This window comes from Paenibacillus provencensis (assembly GCF_042678545.1).
GTDB classification, from domain to species: Bacteria; Bacillota; Bacilli; order Paenibacillales; family Paenibacillaceae; genus Paenibacillus; species Paenibacillus provencensis.
This window is the reverse complement of sequence record NZ_JBHTKX010000001.1, coordinates 3,370,793-3,388,379: the sequence shown is the minus strand read 5'-3', so window position 1 is coordinate 3,388,379 and position 17,587 is coordinate 3,370,793. Positions and strand designations below refer to the sequence as shown.

Below are 17,587 nucleotides of genomic sequence, written 5' to 3'. Positions count from 1 at the left end.
CAGACAGCGAGAGCTCCGGCAAAGCCAGCGCGCAGCGCTAAAGGCTCCGCAGTGGACCCCAGCACATTTGCCGAAGGCAAACAGCGGGAAGTCCAGCGGAGCAGCCACGCGCCGCGTGGAGGAGAGCTTCACCGTGAGCCCCACGCATTTGCCGCAGGCAAACAGTGGGTAAGCTCTGGTGAAGCATCGCGCGCAGCGCCAAGCAGTAGAGCGTGTCTGAAAGACGAAAGCGAATCCCAGCACGACAGTAACCATAGCAGGATCTAACCAAACTCCGGTCCGCGAATCCAATTTTGCGGGTGTCCAGAGGGGCCGCGGCCTCTTTGGGGTCCTCCCTGTCAGGGAGGATTTAGGAGGGTGAATTTATATTTGAGGGACGGTGACCAAGTTGTCAGAGGCTTATAAAAATGCAGGCGTAGATATCGCGGCAGGCAACGAAGCGGTTGAGAAAATGAAGAAACACGTAAAACGGACATTTCGCCCTGAAGTCATGACCGATCTTGGCGGATTCGGAGCCTTGTTCGGATTGAACAAGGATAAATACGATGAGCCGGTATTAGTGTCTGGCACAGATGGGGTCGGAACGAAGCTGAAGATCGCATTTGCCATGGATCAGCATGATACGATCGGCATTGATGCAGTAGCAATGTGTGTGAATGACATCGTTGTACAAGGTGCAGAACCATTGTTCTTCCTCGACTATCTGGCATGCGACAAAGTCGTACCTGACAAGATCGAAGCCATTGTAGCCGGTATTGCAGAGGGTTGTCATCAGGCAGGTGCTGCGCTGATCGGTGGTGAAACAGCGGAAATGCCGGGCATGTACAGTGAAGGGGAATACGATATTGCCGGTTTCACGGTAGGTGTTGTAGATAAAGCCAAGATCATTAACGGCAGCAACATTTCGCCTGGAGACACAGTCATTGGACTTGCTTCAAGCGGGGTACACAGCAACGGCTTCTCTCTGGTCCGCAAATTGCTGCTGGAGCAGTCTGGATACAGCTTGCAGGATGAGATTGCAGAGCTTGGCGGAACACTGGGCGGTACACTGCTTACGCCGACCAAGATTTATGTGAAGCCAGTCCTTGCACTTCTTGATGAAGTAAAAGTGAAAGGCATGGCGCATATCACAGGCGGTGGATTCATCGAGAACATCCCGCGGATGCTTCCTGAAGGCGTGAATGTGGAAATCGATCATGGCTCCTGGCCTGTTCTGCCGATCTTCGAGCTTATGCAGGACAAAGGCAGCATCTCCAATCGCGATATGTTTACGACGTTTAATATGGGCATAGGTCTTGTCCTTGTTGTGAGTGATGCAGATGCAGCAAAAACGCTTGAAACCCTTCGTGCGAATAGCGAGGAGGCTTATACCATCGGCCGCGTAACAGAAGGCAGCGGAATTGTGACATTTACAGGAGTGGAAGTCTAATGTCTGGCTATCGTATTGCCGTGTTTGCTTCAGGACAGGGCAGCAATTTTCAGGCTTTGGTGGATGCTGCAGCGAGCGGTAAGCTGGATGCAACGATTGAGCTGTTAGTCAGTGATCGACCGCAGGCTCCTGTGGTGGAGAAGGCAACAGCCGCTGGTATTGAATGCCATGTGTTTAATCCCAAAGAATATGCTTCAAGGGAAGCCTACGAGCAGGAGATTGTAGCCAAGCTTGAAGAACGGAATATTGATCTTGTTGTTCTTGCCGGTTATATGAGACTCTTAACTTCTGTTGTCGTTGACCGTTATGCAGGCAGGCTGATTAACATTCATCCTTCATTGCTGCCTGCGTTTCCAGGCAAGGATGCCATCGGACAAGCTCTGGATTACGGTGTAAAGATGACGGGAATAACGGTGCACTTTGTGGACGGAGGAATGGACACGGGAGCTATTATAGCCCAGAGAGCCATTATGGTTTCGCCGGAAGATACAACAGAGACACTTGCTGCTTCGATTCATGAACTCGAGCGCGAACTGTATCCGGAGGTCGTATCCTGGTTCACCAAAGGACTTGTCACGCTGGATGGACGCCAAGTTACGATTGCTGAGAATGATGTCAGAAAGTAATAGGCGAGACTTGTAAAAGTAACATTTTGCGATATAACTCATTTGTTCGCTGCAAGATATGATATTTCTCGGGAAATAAAACAACAATTTATAGCACCAAAATGGGATGAACAAGAGGAGGAGCTTAATCGTGGGTATTAAAAGAGCGCTGGTTAGCGTTTCGGATAAAACGGGTATCGTGGATTTTTGCCGTGAGCTGTCTAATTTGGGTGTGGAAATTATCTCGACAGGAGGAACTAGCAGCCTGCTGTCGAACGAAGGCGTTCCTGTCATCGGGATTTCAGACGTAACCGGTTTCCCGGAAATTATGGACGGACGTGTCAAGACATTGCATCCTGCTGTGCACAGCGGACTGCTGGCGGTTAGAGACAACGCGGAGCATCAGCAGCAGATGAAAGATCTGGGCTTGGATTATATCGATCTCGTTGTCGTAAACCTGTATCCATTCCAGGAGACGGTTGCCAAACCGGGTGTTTCTTACGAGGATGCGATCGAAAATATTGATATCGGCGGTCCGACCATGCTTCGTTCTGCAGCGAAAAACCATGCTTTTGTCAGTGTTGTTGTCGATGCAGCCGACTATGAGCAGGTGCTTGCTGAAGTTCGTGAAGGCGGCGATACGACACTTGCAACTCGTAAACAGCTTGCGGCAAAAGTTTTCCGTCACACGGCGGCTTACGATGCCCTCATTTCTGATTATTTGTCCAATGTCAACGGAGATCCACTTCCAGAGCGCTACACGGTGACTTATGAGAAGATCCAGGACCTCCGCTATGGGGAAAACCCACATCAGCAGGCAGCCTTCTACCGCAAACCGCTCGCACCGAACGGTACGCTGACGACAGCGGAGCAGCTGCACGGCAAAGAGCTGTCCTATAACAACATCAATGATGCCAATGCGGCACTGCAGATCGTGAAGGAATTTGATGCGCCGGCTGTCGTGGCAGTTAAGCATATGAATCCTTGCGGAGTAGGTACAGGTGAGAACATCTACGAAGCTTACATGAAAGCCTACAATGCAGATCCGACCTCCATCTTTGGCGGCATTGTTGCGGCTAACCGGACGATCGACAGTGATACGGCAGTAAGGCTCAGCGAGATCTTCCTAGAGATTGTTCTTGCTCCAGATTTTACTCCAGAGGCACTTGCGATTTTGACGAAAAAGAAAAATATCCGTTTGCTGAAAATGGGCGAGCTCGGCTCTGCGAAGGAGCGCACCAGCCAGTTTGTGGTCACTTCCATCGACGGCGGGATGGTCGTTCAGCAAAGCGATGTTCACTCCATTGATGAAGGTGATCTTCAGGTCGTAACGGATCGTGCGCCTTCTGCTGAAGAAATGAAGCAGCTGCTCTTTGGCTGGAAAGTGGTTAAACATGTGAAATCCAATGCCATCGTGCTTGCAGCGGATGATATGACCGTGGGCGTAGGCGCGGGTCAGATGAATCGTGTCGGTGCAGCCAAGATTGCGCTTGAGCAAGCGGGAGACAAAGCCAAAGGGGCGGCGCTTGCATCGGATGCTTTCTTCCCAATGGGCGATACGGTGGAACTCGCTGCGAAGCACGGCATTACAGCCATTATTCAGCCTGGCGGATCAATTAAAGACGAGGAATCCATCAAGGCAGCGAATGAGCATGGCATTGCGATGGTATTCACCGGCGTACGTCATTTTAAACACTAATAAAAAGATAAATAAATATCGTGTTAAGGAGCAGAGCGTTATTCGCACAGATTCAAAAAGGGGAATTGAACGGAGATTCAGGTGAAGCGTGATCTGATCCTAAGGAGGAAATTATGGATATTCTCGTCATTGGCGGCGGCGGCCGCGAGCATGCGATCGTATGGGCTTTGTCGAAATCGGAAAAGGCTGACAAGATCTACTGTGCACCGGGAAATGCAGGCATCGGTCAAATCGCGGAGTGTGTGCCGATTGCAGTCAGCGAGTTTGAACAATTGACAGCTTTTGCACTGGAAAAAGAAATCGGGCTGGTCGTCGTTGGACCGGATGATCCTTTGGCAGACGGAATTGTCGATGCATTCGAAGCGAAGGACATTCCTGTATTCGGACCGCGTAAAAATGCAGCAGAAATCGAAGGCAGCAAAACGTTCATGAAGGATTTGCTGCGGAAATACAGCATTCCTACTGCAGCCTACGAGAAATTCGATGACTATGAACAGGCGCTTGTTTATCTGCGCTCACGCACAGCACCGATCGTCATTAAGGCTGATGGACTTGCGGCAGGCAAAGGAGTGACTGTTGCTTATACGATGGAAGAAGCGGAAGCAGCTCTACGCAGCATGATGCTGGACAAGGTATTTGGCGATGCGGGTACTCAAGTCGTTATTGAAGAGTTTCTGGAAGGACAGGAAATGTCCATTCTTGCATTTGTAGATGGAGAAACGGTACGCTGCATGCCGGCAGCACAGGACCACAAGCCAGTGTATGATGAAGATAAAGGTCCAAATACAGGCGGAATGGGAACCTATTCTCCACTTCCTCATATTGACCAAGCCATTATTGACAAGGCAATTGAAACCATTGTCGTTCCTACGGCAAAGGCGATGGTAGAAGAAGGCCGTCCATTCCGCGGTGTGCTGTTCGCAGGGCTGATGATATCTCCAGATGGTACGCCAAAGACAGTAGAGTTTAATGCACGTTTTGGAGATCCGGAAACGCAGGTTGTACTTCCTAGGCTGAAGACAGATTTGCTGGAGATCTTCCTGGCAGCTGTTAACGGTACGCTGGCTGAACTGGATATTGAGTGGAGCGATGAAGCGGCAGTATGTGTTATCCAGGCCTCGGGCGGTTACCCGGCGTCCTATCCCAAAGGCATTGTTATTTCTGGGCTAACCGAGGTATCTAAGGATGAGAGTGCGCTTGTGTTCCATGCGGGAACGGCTAAGAATGAGACAGGAGAATGGGTGACGAATGGCGGCCGTGTGCTGGGCATAGTAGGACGTGGTGCGACCATTGAAGAAGCAAGGGCTGAAGCATATGCGGCAGCAGAACGCATTCATTTTGAAGGAAAGCATCAGCGGACGGATATTGCGGCAAAAGCACTAGTCTAGCATTACGACATGCATGTACTATAATTCTTAAAACAAAAACGGCTTTTTTGTATGCTGGAATGAACAATGTCCATAATATAAAAGAGGCCGTTTTTTGTATTGGAAAACAATAGAAATCACCTCTTGCGAAATCGCTGTCGAGGGTTTATTATAAGGACATAGAAATATATTTAATTTAAGATATTATGAATTAAGATGTTTTTTACAAAGATCAGAAGCTCAGATATAGATTGGAAATGTATAACCCCAAATTTAAAAATGGAGTGGAGGAAAGTACCATGCTACAAACCGCAGGTATTCACCATATTACCGCTTTTGTGAGCGATGCTCAGCGGAATGTCGATTTTTATGCAGGTGTGCTCGGTCTACGCTTGGTGAAGAAAACCATTAACTTCGATGCACCGGAAGTATATCATTTCTACTTCGGTGATGAGAAAGGAAGTCCAGGTACGATCATTACCTTCTTCCCACAGGCTGGCGCACGGAAGGGCGTTGTCGGAGGCGGGCAGACCGGAGTAACCGTATATGCGATTCCACCGGGCAGCATGGATTTCTGGAAGGAAAGACTCACCTCTTATAGTATCCGATTTGAAGAGAAGCATCGATTTGGCGAGACCTACATTCGGTTTCTGGATAACGCGGGACTTGTCCTTGAGCTTGTGGAGCGTGAGTCGGGGGATTTGAATACCTGGTCCTTCAACGGAATTCCGTCAGATAAGGCGATCAAAGGCTTTGGCGGTTCCGTACTGTATAGTCTTGCTCCAGAGCAAACGATTCGGGTGCTTGAGAATTTCCTTGGTCTGACTAAAGTAGCCGAAGAAGATGGATGGGTCCGTTTTGAGGGAACAGGAAATCTGGGTAATATTATTGATATCAATAAATTAAAAATGGCTCCTGGACGCGCCGGCTCCGGAACAGTCCATCATATTGCCTGGCGTGCCAAAGATTTTGAAGAGCATGAAGCTTGGCGGAACATGGCCGTAGAGGCCGGACTTCATCCGACAGGCATTATTGACCGCCAATATTTCAATGCTGTATATCTTAGAGAACCAGGCGGCATATTGTTTGAGATCGCTACAGACCCTCCTGGGTTCGCAAATGACGAATCACCTGATAAACTGGGTGAGAAGATTATGCTTCCATCCTGGTATGAGCCTCACCGTGAAGCCATTGAAGAGAATTTACCAGACGTCACTGTTCGTGAAATTAAAGGAGGAACAACTGTATGAAAATAAACTTACGTATGAAGCATGTATATCGTGAAGGCAGCAACCCGTCAGCTCCAACCATCCTATTGCTCCACGGCACAGGGGGGACAGAAACCGATCTACTTCCGCTTGCTGAACTGGTATCTCCGGAGTCCAATGTACTTGGAGTGAGAGGGAACGTAAGTGAACACGGTATGCCCCGATTTTTCCGCCGTCTGGCTGAAGGAGTATTTGATATAGAGGATCTGATCTTCCGTACACGGGAGCTGCATGAGTTCCTGGATGAAGCGGCTGAGCAGTACGGCTTTGACCGCCGCAATATCGTTGCCATCGGCTACTCTAACGGTGCCAATATCGCAGGCAGCCTGCTGTTCCATTACGCGGACTCGCTGCGTGGAGCGATATTGCATCATCCAATGGTACCTCTTCGGGACGTTGTACTTCCGGATTTGGCAGGTTCTCCGGTATTTATTGCAGCAGGAAAAAACGACCCGATGTGTGCCCCGCAGGAATCGGAAGAGCTTGAAGAGCTCCTATCCGGCGCAGGTGCTGATGTGACTGTGCACTGGGAGAATAACGGCCATCAGCTGAGCCGCAGCGAGGTCATTGCTGCAGCTGCCTGGTTCAAGACCCAATTCAAGGCGTAAAGTGTTAATCGAATAAACAATGATGTAGTATCGGGGATTACCGATTCATTAGATCTGACCTAATTTAAAGTCATATGAGAGAAAAAGCAACCCGCTTCGGCTAAATTAAATTAGCATGGCGGGTTGCTTCTATTTGCCTTTACGCATTTAAGTGGAAACACCAATCTTGTTCACTTAAATACCGATTTCCTGCATGTTTTTCATTACATTCAAGGCCCTGCTGTCCAGATCTGTTCTGTTATACTTCGGAAGCTTCAGCTCGCTTAATATTTTGCCGTCCCGCATGAACAAGATTCGTTCCGCTCTCGCCGCAACCTTCGCATCATGAGTGACCAGCATAACCGCTGTTCCTTCTCTGTTTATTTCAGAAAAGATATCCATAATCTCCTGGGCAGTTTTGGAATTTAGCGCCCCTGTAGGCTCGTCACCAAAGATGATTTTCGGACTCGACATCAAGGCACGGCAGATGCCCGCCCGCTGGAGCTGGCCTCCTGACAGCTGTGTGATGTCCCTGTTCTCAAGCTCTGCAATGCCTGCTCTTGCCATCAGCGCCTTCGCCTTTACCGAAATGGCAGCGGCGTTTTTTCGGTTACCGCGCATAGACGGCAAAATGATGTTGTCGAGTATATTCAGATTTCTCAGCATGGTCGGCTGCTGAAATATAAATCCCATTCGGGTTCGGCGAAGATCTGCAAGCTCATCCTCAGAGGCTGCAGATAAATCCATGCCGTCAAAGATAACCTTGCCGCCATTCACAGCATCCGTTCCACTCAGCGCAAATAATAGTGTCGATTTCCCCGAGCCAGAAGGTCCCATAATTGCAACAAATTCATCCTCGCCGATATTAACGGACACGCTATCGAGAACATGGCGTTTATCACCGTCTTCACCAAATGATTTGACGATTTGCTCACCAATGATTATCTTCTTCATATGCCTACCCCTTTATATTCTCATAAATTTGGATTCGATCAGCACCCGATGTGCCGATAATGGTCGCAATCAGGACCGTAATCATCATCATCAGCGGACTAAGCAGATAAGCCGAAATCGGATCGACGGTAAAATGAAACGTCGATGCTCCGAAGGAAGAGATCGCCGCACCTGCAAGCAGCTCTCCGAGTGTGTTCGCAAGAAGCGTGCCGAGAGTAATGCCGACAATAAGAACAAATGCCGATCGTACGACATATTGCGCTTTTATATCCGAGTTTGTAAAACCCAATGCTTTCATAACAGCTATGGAATACCGGTCCTTGGCAACAAGCAGCTTCATAAATATAAGAGTGATCAGTACGATGACGATCAGGGCTGCAAATGCTGCGGCATAGGAGGCTTTTTCGACAGAGCTTATGGTTGAACCGAATGTTTGTGTAACGTATTCATCAATGTCTGTAACTTTGGCCTGTTTAAATTTGGCAGCATACTCCGATACCTTATGGTCCGTAACGCTCTTGTCTATGAGCTCGGCACAGATCATGCTCCACATGATGGGCACCGAACTGTCGGTGAATACGGCCTTTGCGGTCTTGCCGCCGTTGGTGATGTCGGAATAGATCCCTGTCACGGTCAAATCTGCTTTTTCACCATTGATGACCAGGGTTAGCGGATCTCCGAGCTTTTTGCCCATTTCCTCGGCGTTTAAGGTCGATAGTGCAATTTCATTTTCTACAGCTGGTGCTCTGCCCTCGGTATAAGTAACAGGGAATATTGAATGGTCACCGAGTTCAACTTTGATATTCTCTTCTGTTCCTTCTTTTGTTCTTGTCTGAAAAGTCTTTGTTGTCAGCACGGCATATTTGGAGATCGCACTGTCGCTGTGCATCGTACTTGCAATTTTGTCAGACAAATCGGACATATCGGCGGCTTGCTGTATGTCAATGCGCATATCGTAGTTTCCGATGCCCATGTAGCTGGTGAAGCTTCTGGCAGAGATCGTGTTGTAGAGATTCTGCGGCACAATCAGGATAAACGAAGAGATAACCAGTACCGCAAGCATGGTGATGTACAGTTTTTTTCTAGCAAGCACATCTTTTAAGCCGAGAAATATATTGGTGTTCCATAGCCGGCTTTGGTTCAGAGTAAAGCGCTTGGCACCGGTCTTGGTGTCCTGTGAGACGCCGAATCGAATTGCATCTGCAGCTGATATTTTTCGGAAACGGTTCAGCACCATGCTGACATAAGTCACAATGACAAGGAATACAAGCAATATGCCGATGATTCCAAAAAGGAACGCATCTGCCGAATTATCGCTTTCTCCCATATACAGCCGTATATTTTCAAGCAGCATGCCCTTAGATAGCAGCGAAAGGACAAAGCCGAGAAGGCTGCCTGCTGCAGCAATGAGTGTGTATTTTGCAAGGTAGATCCTTTTGATATCGGAGATGCGCATTCCTATCGCTTTCATGACGCCGATTTCACGGTAATCGTCTTCGATCTTGGCGAGGAGCGTAAAGCGAATGCACATCCACGCAATAGCGACGACAAGAATGCTGATCAGAAGAATAATTCCAATCATCATCCCGTCTGAGAGAGCATTCATCATTTTGAATAGGGAATAGGTAACCGTTGGCCCGTTCGCTTCCAGTCCTGCCGCGGCATAAGCGGCTTCAAACGAAGAGAGCGCAGACAAATCCTTTAATCTGAACTCGATAAGATACTCCGTGCTGCCATATTTTTTTATCTCCGCGAAATCATGTTCGCTCACAAGAAACCGTTTGGAACCGGAGAGTGAGGAATTCATCTGCGAATCGCGGAGAAAGCCTGCAATGGTAAGCTCCTTCCCGCTGATTACAGCCTGATCGCCAACCTTCACGCCGCTGTCTCTCATATAGCTGATCGGTACGTAGAGCTCTCCGTCCGTAACGGTAATGATATCCCCGTGAAGATCGAGAAGATAATCGAATGCTTCGCTCTGGGTGCTGAAGCCGTTGTCCTGGACGCTATTCGCCAGTGATTCATCGCCTAACTGGATCTGCGCGCCGTCCATGTTAAGAAAATCAATGACTTGAAACTCATCGACGTGCTCGTCCTGCTCCGCAAAGGCTGTAAGTCTCTTCATATCTATATCACCAGAATGCATCTGCATAAAATGCGGAGTTTCGGCTTGCGACATCAGCGTACCCAGCGAACCTGATAGATTGACAATAAGTATGGCGGCAAGTGAAACAAGCGCAGCTGCCGCGGCGACAAATAGTGTGGTTGTGAGCGTAATCGCCTTGCTCTTTGAAATGTCATTTCGGATGATTCTCAAATACATAAGCCACCTCTGTTCTGCAAGTTAAATAACGATTCGGGCAAATTAAATATTGGATCAATCCAGCTATTTTACAAATGGTTTAGGTTATTCATTGTTTTGTTTCATCTTCGCCGCCAAACATTCGCATCACGCTCATTAGACTGCCGCTCTCGGCACCGAGCATCCTTTCTGCGTTGAATATAAACGCATGTATACGTGCAGCCCGCTCCTCGCTAGTCATTTCAACCATGTCCTCATCAAAAACGGTGTTCGCATAAATCACGATCATCTCCATACATTCATACGGGAATGGGGTGCTGAACAATCCCTGCTGGATGCCCTCGCGGATCATTTCCGTCATGATCGGTGTCACGCCATTAATGATGACTTTGTGAATCTTCTGATGCATTAGTGCATTCTCCGGTTTGTGGATATGCTCCATCATTTCTTCAGTACTGCCTCCGCTCAAATTGAGCGCCATTACGGTACGGATGATGCGTTCGACGACCGGAATGCTCCTGTCTGCAGCGACTTGTTGTGCAGCGCTTAGAAGAAGGCAGCTGTACCGTTCGACCAGCGCATTCATGATGTCTTCTTTTGACTTGAAGTGATGATACAGCGTTCCCCGGGCAATGCCGACCTTTTCGAGAATATCGTTTGTGCTCGTTCCGTTAAATCCTCGCTGGCTGAATAATTCTTCTGCCGCATCAATGATTTCCTTTCTCCGTTCTTCGGCTGTTTTGACAATCCTCATCAATGGATCCTCCTTCATATTTAATGACCGACTGCCTGTCGGTTAAATCATATCATGGTATTTTTTTTCAAGCAATAGAATGGAGTGAGGTTTTACATAAAAATAACAAAACGGACCATATCATTTAGATCACATTCATTAGGAAGTGTCGGAGATGTTTCACCTAGAGTCGCCTTTTTTTATTTATCTTTAGCGTTTCTTTAACAATTCTTTAGATTGGCTTGAACGTAAATTTAGAGCCGATCTGTAAGATGAGAGATGTCAAGAAGTTATCTGAGATCAGAAAGGATGTAGATCATACGGATGCTCATTTGTTCCATTCCTGTAATTGTTGTTCAGCTTATTGAAGCTCATATTGGAGATCCCGGTTATGTGTAGCACGGCGTTTAACCGCGAAGAGGCGATGAGATGGGGAAGCATCATTAAATCAGTCTATAGAGCAGATCGAACAGCCAGTGATGCGAAAGCGATGCTCGAGATTGAACTGCCTGCGAACTGGAAGGTCATCGCAAGGATCTCGATCGAGCCTTCCCTGTTCAAATGGCATTCAGAAGAATGGATTGGGTGCGTTATTGAATCCCTGACCGACCCCTCTTACAAGGGGATTGTGTATCGGGGGACGGAGACAGAACTGGAGTGGATTGATGATTTTGAATTCTTCCTGCTGTCCTACACCGAACCTGGAGGAGTAGGCAAGGTGGAAGAGGGCTTCTCCAGAATGTACCGCTCTCTCAAGGTCCACTTGTGCGAAGAAGATAAATCCATGCTCATGACAGAGTATATTGAGAACTTACAAGCAGGTAGCCTGACTGTTGCGGGGCATAGCCTTGGGGGAGCATTGACTGTGCTGACGGCCTACACGGCAGCCTTTTACGGGATAGAGACAGAGGTATATACCTTTGGTTCCCCAATGGTTGGCGATAAGGCCTTTACATCAGCCTACGAGCAGGCCGTGTCCAATACATGGCGTATATATAATGCGCCGGATATTGTTCCTAAGCTGCCTGCCAGTGAGCTTGGATTCGTTCAGCCAGAAGTCGGCATCCAGGTCAACTCCTTGAACATACCGGGGAGCGGACGCGGATTGGCCGAGTATCACAAGATGGATACGTACTTAACATGTATTGCTCAGTACCCTAATGATTCAAAACCAAAAATTGAGAAGGTGGGATAATATTATGCCGATTTTTTATCCAGATAACGACAATAGAAAGAGAAGATTGATTGAGCTCGCTACGGATACTGAAAATTTCTTATATGATGCAACAGCGAATTACAACGAGTTTAGAGCGCTGTGCAGTCAAGTCAATGCTCAAATCGTAAGTGTATATCAGGAAGCGGGGCTGCAGAAACCGGATATTAGTCAAATTAATGTCATCAAGCAGGCAGATCCTTCTACGGATATTAACACGGAGGAAACGGTTGTTGCGATTGCTGAAGTGATTGTCGATGTAGCCGGATTTATTGGTTCTGTTAAATATTTAGCCCCAGCAGCTACCAAGATGCTGGTTCGCGCAGGACTTATGACAGAGGAGACTGCGGCCAAGGTCTTGACCAAATTCACTGTACCGCTTATCGACAGAGAAGTGGAGATTACAGCGGGAGACCTGGCAGGAAGTATTCTTGGGGGGATCGCCGGAGGCGTTGCAGTTGCTGGAATTGACCTCGGGATCGATGCTATTGAAGGCTCCATTGCTAAGGACAAATTAAGAACAGGACTCCATCAGATTTACCCGATGAGACAAACGGCAAAGATGTCACTTGATCAGACCAAAGAGCTGAAAAACTCCATTCAATCCGTGAAGACGACGCTGGATGCAATTACAGGTGCAGGCATTGAACTGAATGAGCAGATCATAACCAATCTGATTACGAAAGACGTGCAGCCAAGTGTGCAAAGAGCACAGGCCATTACGCTTGATACGGTCAATGCTGAACTAAGTGGGCTGGACGCTGACCGTAAATCCTGGACAAATGAGGATACGAATTAATGTCGATCTTTTTTCCAGACAATGATAAACGGCAGGCGAGACTGATTGAGCTGTCCTCGGATACACAGAACTTCTTGAATCAGATAAAAAATAACTATGCTCAATTTACGGAATTGAGCCAGGAGATTAATGCTAAAATCGCGGAATTATATACACAGCATGGTTTGGCTGTTCCTGATATTACGAGCTTTGATATTCTGCAGGCAAGCGGAGCGGCACAAGACGTCTCAACAGGCGATACGGCTGTAGGGATCACCAATATTTTAGTGGATGTAGCGAGCTTTCTTATCACCGTTCAATATCTTGCTCCGGGAGTAACAGCCGTGTTGGTGGATTCCGGCATCATGGCAGCGGAGACAGCTGCAACCGTGCTTGGCTCTGTCCTCGGCGTCGAAATTGCGGTGGGAACACTTGCAGGCGGACTGATCGCCGGCGTTATTGCAGGGGTTGTCGTTGTAGGCATTGGGCTTGCGATCGATGCCATAGAAGGGGCTATCCTAAGAAGCAAGCTGCGGCATGGCATACATCAAATGGATCAAATGCGCGCTTCTTTGAAGCTCTCTCTCGATAAAGCCGTTATCATGGTTGAGTCCATGAAGAGCATCAAGCAGGCTCTGGACTCCCTTCAGCAAAGCAATATCGAGATTAGTGATGCTATCGTGCGGAATATTTTACAAAAAACAGTAGAGCCGGCTCTAGCACAGGCCGATGCTGTGACACTGCAGAGCGTCATTGCCGAGCTGAAGCAGCTTGATCAGCAGCGTGGATCATGGACAGCAGAAGACGAAACTCCTTCGGAATCTCCTGAACCGCACAAGGTCTTCCTGCTTGCCAAGGCTCCCGAAAGCACACTGCCCCATATTCCATCGGATCTGAAGCCGACGTGCCTGGCTTCTCCGGATACCCTTCAGCCGAATGCGATATACCCGATCATTAAATCAGACGGTTATACTTATTGGCCGCTGAGCTATATAGATAATCGGGTAGGAATGGCCGTCGTGGCATTCGATCCAAACGGTCGTCTGGTGAAGCGCTTTGATAAGAACGGGGCGAGATACATCGTAGACATTACGGCAGATCCAAACAGTAATTCCATGATCTTCAAAGGTCAGGCTAATCACTCGTTTAGCATGTCTTGGTCTGAGCTCGGCACACTGTAATTGTAAAATACCTGAACTGAATATCAACTTAATCATTGTATATGTATTATCTAATTCAGAGGCACTCTTCTGCATAGTTGGAAGGGTGTCTTATTCTTTTATGCGAATAACTTGGGACATACTGGAGTAGGTGACCATGAACTATTTTCTGAAAATAAGAACACTTGTTCCTAATATAGTTTAGATTTACAATAGGAGTATACTTTTAATTTTACTTATGAGAAGAGGAATCAGCGGTGCAAAGAACGAATGTAGTTTACTCCTTGATTACGGATGAGACCTGCTCTAAGGTTCTTATGGTTCAAAACATGGATGATGGACGATGGTCACTGCCTGGCGGCGGAGTAGAGGCGCATGAAACATTGGAGCAAGCTGCGGTTAGAGAGGCAAGAGAAGAAACCGGTCTCTCCGTACAGGTAGGAGAGCTTGTCGCGGTAAGTGAGTGTATGATTGAGAAGAGAAACGAGCATGTGCTGTTTTTTTACTTTTCGCTGTAAAGTGCTTGAAGGAGAACTGCAAATAACTTTACCTGAGGAAATAGGGGAAATTGCCTGGATCGATATCGACATTGCTGATCAGCTGATGCCATTGCCTTCTTATAAAGATGGACTTAAAGAGGTAGCTAGAGCGGATCGAGGAATTACATATAAGGACGAAGGAACGGATCAATCGCTGTCGGAGCATCAAGGAGCTAGTGAGGTGGTATGACTATACTCCATTTTTGAGAATAGGGAGGGAGATAGGCAAATGAGTATCCTTGAAGAAGCAAAGAACAATGTGAGAGCAGCACACCAAATCCTAACGGGTCTAGAGCTGCTCAAGGAGTGGTGTCAGCAGCATGATCGAGACGGACCTACCTTCTGGACACCTCGGAATTATTCTACTTAGAAATGATGGAGTTAACAGAACTTCTAATTCATCCTAACGTCTAATGGTATAGCCGATTTTTCAAGCTGTGGTCAGGCTTTGAATAGGCTGTAACATAATTTAAGGCAGAGGATGAAGAGACGAGATGAAGCCGACCGTAGCAGTCATGATGAAGGCCTATGCTGAAGACGCTGTTGAGTCAGCTGAGAAGCTGGGCGTGATGCTTGATTACAGTGAGGATAGCATCAAGAGCCTGGAAGGGATATTGCAAAGATATCACGAAGAATTGCCCCGAGGTGTGAGAAAGATGTTTAGAAGGGGGCCTTCAGAACAAGAGAAGATCCAGATGTCCAAGGCTTGGGGAGGTTATTTGGGAGAGACCTTGATTAAGCACTTGGGAGGGGAATGGCAGCTGAGCAGTGTATCGGAGGATACAATTGCTCTTGTCGTGAGCAAGTCGATTAATGGAGAAGAGTATCCTCATGAGATATATCCTCCATCTAAAGTGTATCGCAGAATAATGAACGGGCCGGAGGACAATGTTTGGCATTATTACTGTGTGCTGAAAGAGGATTTAAGCTATGACCCTGGCAAGCCAAGCCAAGAAGTCTGAAAGAGATGATGGGTGAGCAAGTACCTGATGAGGATTGATGGATTCTTGCTATTGATTCTCTCCTGCTGGAGGGGCTAATTAATACTTGGAAGCCCAAGCTATGCCTATGGCTTGAAACGAATACTTCTCTGCTCTCATTTCATAGCCATAGGCACAGCATAAAAAGAGGGTAACTCCATCATCGGGTTGATTTTGTTTTGGCACTATGTTACGCTTTCAGTACAAAACAACCACATATCTTGTAAGCATCGTTTAATGGATTGTTACTGCTTAAGACAGGCAAAACCTAAACTGATGGTGAAATGACAGGCTCCTTGGCGGAGTGTGCTTTTACCTTGAGTTTAGGTTTTTTTTGTTTTCTGACCTCGGATGACAGCCGGCGTATTCGGAGTCTGTATACGAAAACGATCAAGCCTGTGTATTATTGATGTCCTAAATTGATTCCTTTATCTATATTTCGCAATTTCTATATTTATATCATGGAAAAGAGGTTGTTTAATGATGACAATAGCCAAAAAAGGATTTCCGGAAAACTTCTTATGGGGTGGAGCAACAGCCGCAAACCAGCTTGAAGGAGGCTATAACCTGGGTGGAAAAGGTCTCTCTACTGCAGACATGATTGCCCATGTTCCGAAGGAGCTGCGTAAAGGCGGTCATGCTATGGATATTACTTCTGATCGCATCGAACAGATTCTAGCAGGTGAGATTGAAGAGCGCTTTCCAAAGCGTCATGGGATCGACTTCTACCACCGTTTCAAAGAGGATATCGCTCTATTCGCTGAAATGGGCTTCAAGGTATTCCGGATGTCCATTCACTGGTCCCGTATTTTCCCGAACGGCTATGATGAAGTACCGAACGAAGAAGGCTTAAGATTTTATGATGAGGTATTTGATGAGCTGCTTAAATACGGCATTGAGCCGCTCGTAACGCTGTCCCATTATGAAACACCGCTGGGTCTTACGCAAAAATACAACGGATGGGCCGGACGTGAGGTCATCGACCATTATGTGAGATATGCGGAGACGGTATTCAAGCGGTATAAAGACAAGGTGAAATACTGGCTGACGTTTAACGAGATTAATGTCATGCTGATCAGCCCATACACTGGGGGAGGCATCCTGGTGGATGCGGTTGATAACAAGCTCCAAACGGCCTTCCAAGCGCTGCATCACCAGTTCGTCGCAAGCAGCTTGGTAACGAAGCTTGCACATGAGATTATTCCAGGTTCCCAGGTAGGCTGCATGCTTGCCCGTATGGAGACCTATCCGAAAACCTGCAATCCAGAGGATGTAAGACTGGCACAGCAGGAGAATCAAATCAACCTGTTCTTTACCGATGTTCATGCACGTGGGAAGTATCCGAACTACATGGCTCGTTACTTTGAAGAGAATAACGTGGTCATCCAACGCGAGCCGGGTGATGATGAAATCTTGCTCAACAATACGGTAGATTTCATTTCCTTCAGCTATTACATGAGTGTGACCAAATCAGCTTCTGCAGATCAGGAAGAGACAGCAGGCAATCTGGCTGGCGGCGTGAAGAATCCTTATCTTGAAGCATCTGACTGGGGCTGGGAGATCGATCCGATCGGGCTTCGGGTTACACTGAACAATCTATGGGATCGTTACAATAAACCGCTGTTTATCGTAGAGAATGGACTTGGCGCATATGACAAGGTCGAAGAGGACGGCTCCATTCATGATACGTACCGGATGGATTACCTTAGAAAGCATATTGAGCAGATGAATGAAGCAATCAAGGACGGTGTAGACCTGATGGGCTTTACGAGCTGGGGACCGATTGATCTCGTTAGCATGTCTACATCTGAAATGTCCAAGCGCTATGGTTTTATTTATGTCGATCTGGATGATGCAGGCAACGGTACACTTAAGCGCTCGAAAAAGGATTCATTTGAATGGTTCAAGAACGTAATCGCTTCTAACGGAGAAACACTGTAATGAGAGAATGAATGACCAATATACTGTGCAGG

The 17,587-nt window shown here is 47.4% G+C and carries 18 protein-coding genes; 15 read left to right on the top strand and 3 right to left on the bottom strand.

Annotated elements, in window-relative coordinates:
* Positions 1-51: 51 nt before the first annotated feature.
* From ACFQ3J_RS16135 to ACFQ3J_RS16105, 7 genes are all read left to right on the top strand, one after another.
* On the top strand, positions 52-267 hold the full coding sequence (locus ACFQ3J_RS16135) for a hypothetical protein (protein ID WP_251582704.1): 216 nt from the start codon (positions 52-54) through the stop codon (positions 265-267).
* 121 nt (positions 268-388) lie between these two features.
* Positions 389-1,429 (top strand): phosphoribosylformylglycinamidine cyclo-ligase, encoded by a 1,041-nt coding sequence (gene purM / locus ACFQ3J_RS16130; protein ID WP_251582790.1) that lies wholly within the window; start codon positions 389-391, stop codon positions 1,427-1,429.
* The gene (purN, locus tag ACFQ3J_RS16125; RefSeq protein WP_251582702.1) at positions 1,429-2,055 is read left to right on the top strand and encodes a phosphoribosylglycinamide formyltransferase; all 627 of its coding nucleotides are present in this window, start codon (positions 1,429-1,431) and stop codon (positions 2,053-2,055) included. The genes purM and purN overlap by 1 nt, the downstream gene beginning before the upstream one ends.
* Positions 2,056-2,185: 130 nt before the next feature.
* Positions 2,186-3,733, top strand: coding sequence for a bifunctional phosphoribosylaminoimidazolecarboxamide formyltransferase/IMP cyclohydrolase (gene purH, locus ACFQ3J_RS16120; protein WP_251582699.1), 1,548 nt, complete (start codon positions 2,186-2,188; stop codon positions 3,731-3,733).
* 113 nt (positions 3,734-3,846) lie between these two features.
* Positions 3,847-5,121, top strand: coding sequence for a phosphoribosylamine--glycine ligase (purD, locus tag ACFQ3J_RS16115; RefSeq protein ID WP_251582697.1), 1,275 nt, complete (start codon positions 3,847-3,849; stop codon positions 5,119-5,121).
* 278 nt (positions 5,122-5,399) lie between these two features.
* Entirely contained in the window at positions 5,400-6,350 is a 951-nt protein-coding gene (locus ACFQ3J_RS16110) for a ring-cleaving dioxygenase (RefSeq protein WP_251582695.1), read from the top strand.
* A gap of 14 nt (positions 6,351-6,364) precedes the next feature.
* On the top strand, positions 6,365-6,976 hold the full coding sequence (locus tag ACFQ3J_RS16105) for an alpha/beta hydrolase (protein ID WP_251582789.1): 612 nt from the start codon (positions 6,365-6,367) through the stop codon (positions 6,974-6,976).
* Positions 6,977-7,150: 174 nt separating this feature from the next.
* Here the strand turns inward: ACFQ3J_RS16105 and ACFQ3J_RS16100 are convergent, their stop codons facing one another.
* The 3 genes from ACFQ3J_RS16100 to ACFQ3J_RS16090 form a co-directional block, all read right to left on the bottom strand.
* Positions 7,151-7,909 carry an ABC transporter ATP-binding protein gene (locus tag ACFQ3J_RS16100; RefSeq protein ID WP_251582693.1) on the bottom strand — a complete coding sequence of 253 codons (759 nt, stop codon included), beginning with the start codon at positions 7,907-7,909 and terminating at the stop codon, positions 7,151-7,153.
* Positions 7,910-7,913: 4 nt separating this feature from the next.
* Positions 7,914-10,232 (bottom strand): ABC transporter permease, encoded by a 2,319-nt coding sequence (locus tag ACFQ3J_RS16095; RefSeq protein WP_251582691.1) that lies wholly within the window; start codon positions 10,230-10,232, stop codon positions 7,914-7,916.
* A gap of 88 nt (positions 10,233-10,320) precedes the next feature.
* On the bottom strand, positions 10,321-10,965 hold the full coding sequence (locus ACFQ3J_RS16090) for a TetR/AcrR family transcriptional regulator (RefSeq protein WP_091160568.1): 645 nt from the start codon (positions 10,963-10,965) through the stop codon (positions 10,321-10,323).
* 370 nt (positions 10,966-11,335) lie between these two features.
* Here ACFQ3J_RS16090 and ACFQ3J_RS16085 point away from each other — a divergent pair, with 370 nt between their 5' ends.
* From ACFQ3J_RS16085 to ACFQ3J_RS16050, 8 genes are all read left to right on the top strand, one after another.
* Positions 11,336-12,139: a lipase family protein gene (locus ACFQ3J_RS16085; RefSeq protein WP_251582689.1), complete on the top strand. Its 804-nt coding sequence runs from the start codon at positions 11,336-11,338 to the stop codon at positions 12,137-12,139.
* A gap of 4 nt (positions 12,140-12,143) precedes the next feature.
* Positions 12,144-12,956, top strand: a complete 813-nt coding sequence (locus tag ACFQ3J_RS16080) for a hypothetical protein (RefSeq protein ID WP_091160565.1) — start codon at positions 12,144-12,146, stop codon at positions 12,954-12,956.
* A complete protein-coding gene (locus tag ACFQ3J_RS16075) occupies positions 12,956-14,116 on the top strand; it encodes a hypothetical protein (protein ID WP_251582687.1) in 1,161 nt (386 codons plus the stop codon). Before ACFQ3J_RS16080 ends, ACFQ3J_RS16075 begins: the two co-directional genes overlap by 1 nt.
* Positions 14,117-14,352: 236 nt before the next feature.
* Positions 14,353-14,613, top strand: a complete 261-nt coding sequence (locus ACFQ3J_RS16070) for an NUDIX hydrolase (protein ID WP_251582686.1) — start codon at positions 14,353-14,355, stop codon at positions 14,611-14,613.
* Positions 14,585-14,824 carry a hypothetical protein gene (locus ACFQ3J_RS16065; RefSeq protein ID WP_251582685.1) on the top strand — a complete coding sequence of 80 codons (240 nt, stop codon included), beginning with the start codon at positions 14,585-14,587 and terminating at the stop codon, positions 14,822-14,824. The genes ACFQ3J_RS16070 and ACFQ3J_RS16065 overlap by 29 nt, the downstream gene beginning before the upstream one ends.
* 39 nt (positions 14,825-14,863) lie before the next feature.
* On the top strand, positions 14,864-15,004 hold the full coding sequence (locus ACFQ3J_RS16060; protein ID WP_251582684.1) for a hypothetical protein: 141 nt from the start codon (positions 14,864-14,866) through the stop codon (positions 15,002-15,004).
* Positions 15,005-15,128: 124 nt separating this feature from the next.
* A complete protein-coding gene (locus ACFQ3J_RS16055; protein ID WP_251582683.1) occupies positions 15,129-15,596 on the top strand; it encodes a hypothetical protein in 468 nt (155 codons plus the stop codon).
* A 501-nt stretch (positions 15,597-16,097) separates the two neighbouring features.
* Entirely contained in the window at positions 16,098-17,555 is a 1,458-nt protein-coding gene (locus tag ACFQ3J_RS16050) for a glycoside hydrolase family 1 protein (protein WP_251582788.1), read from the top strand.
* Positions 17,556-17,587: the final 32 nt, after the last annotated feature.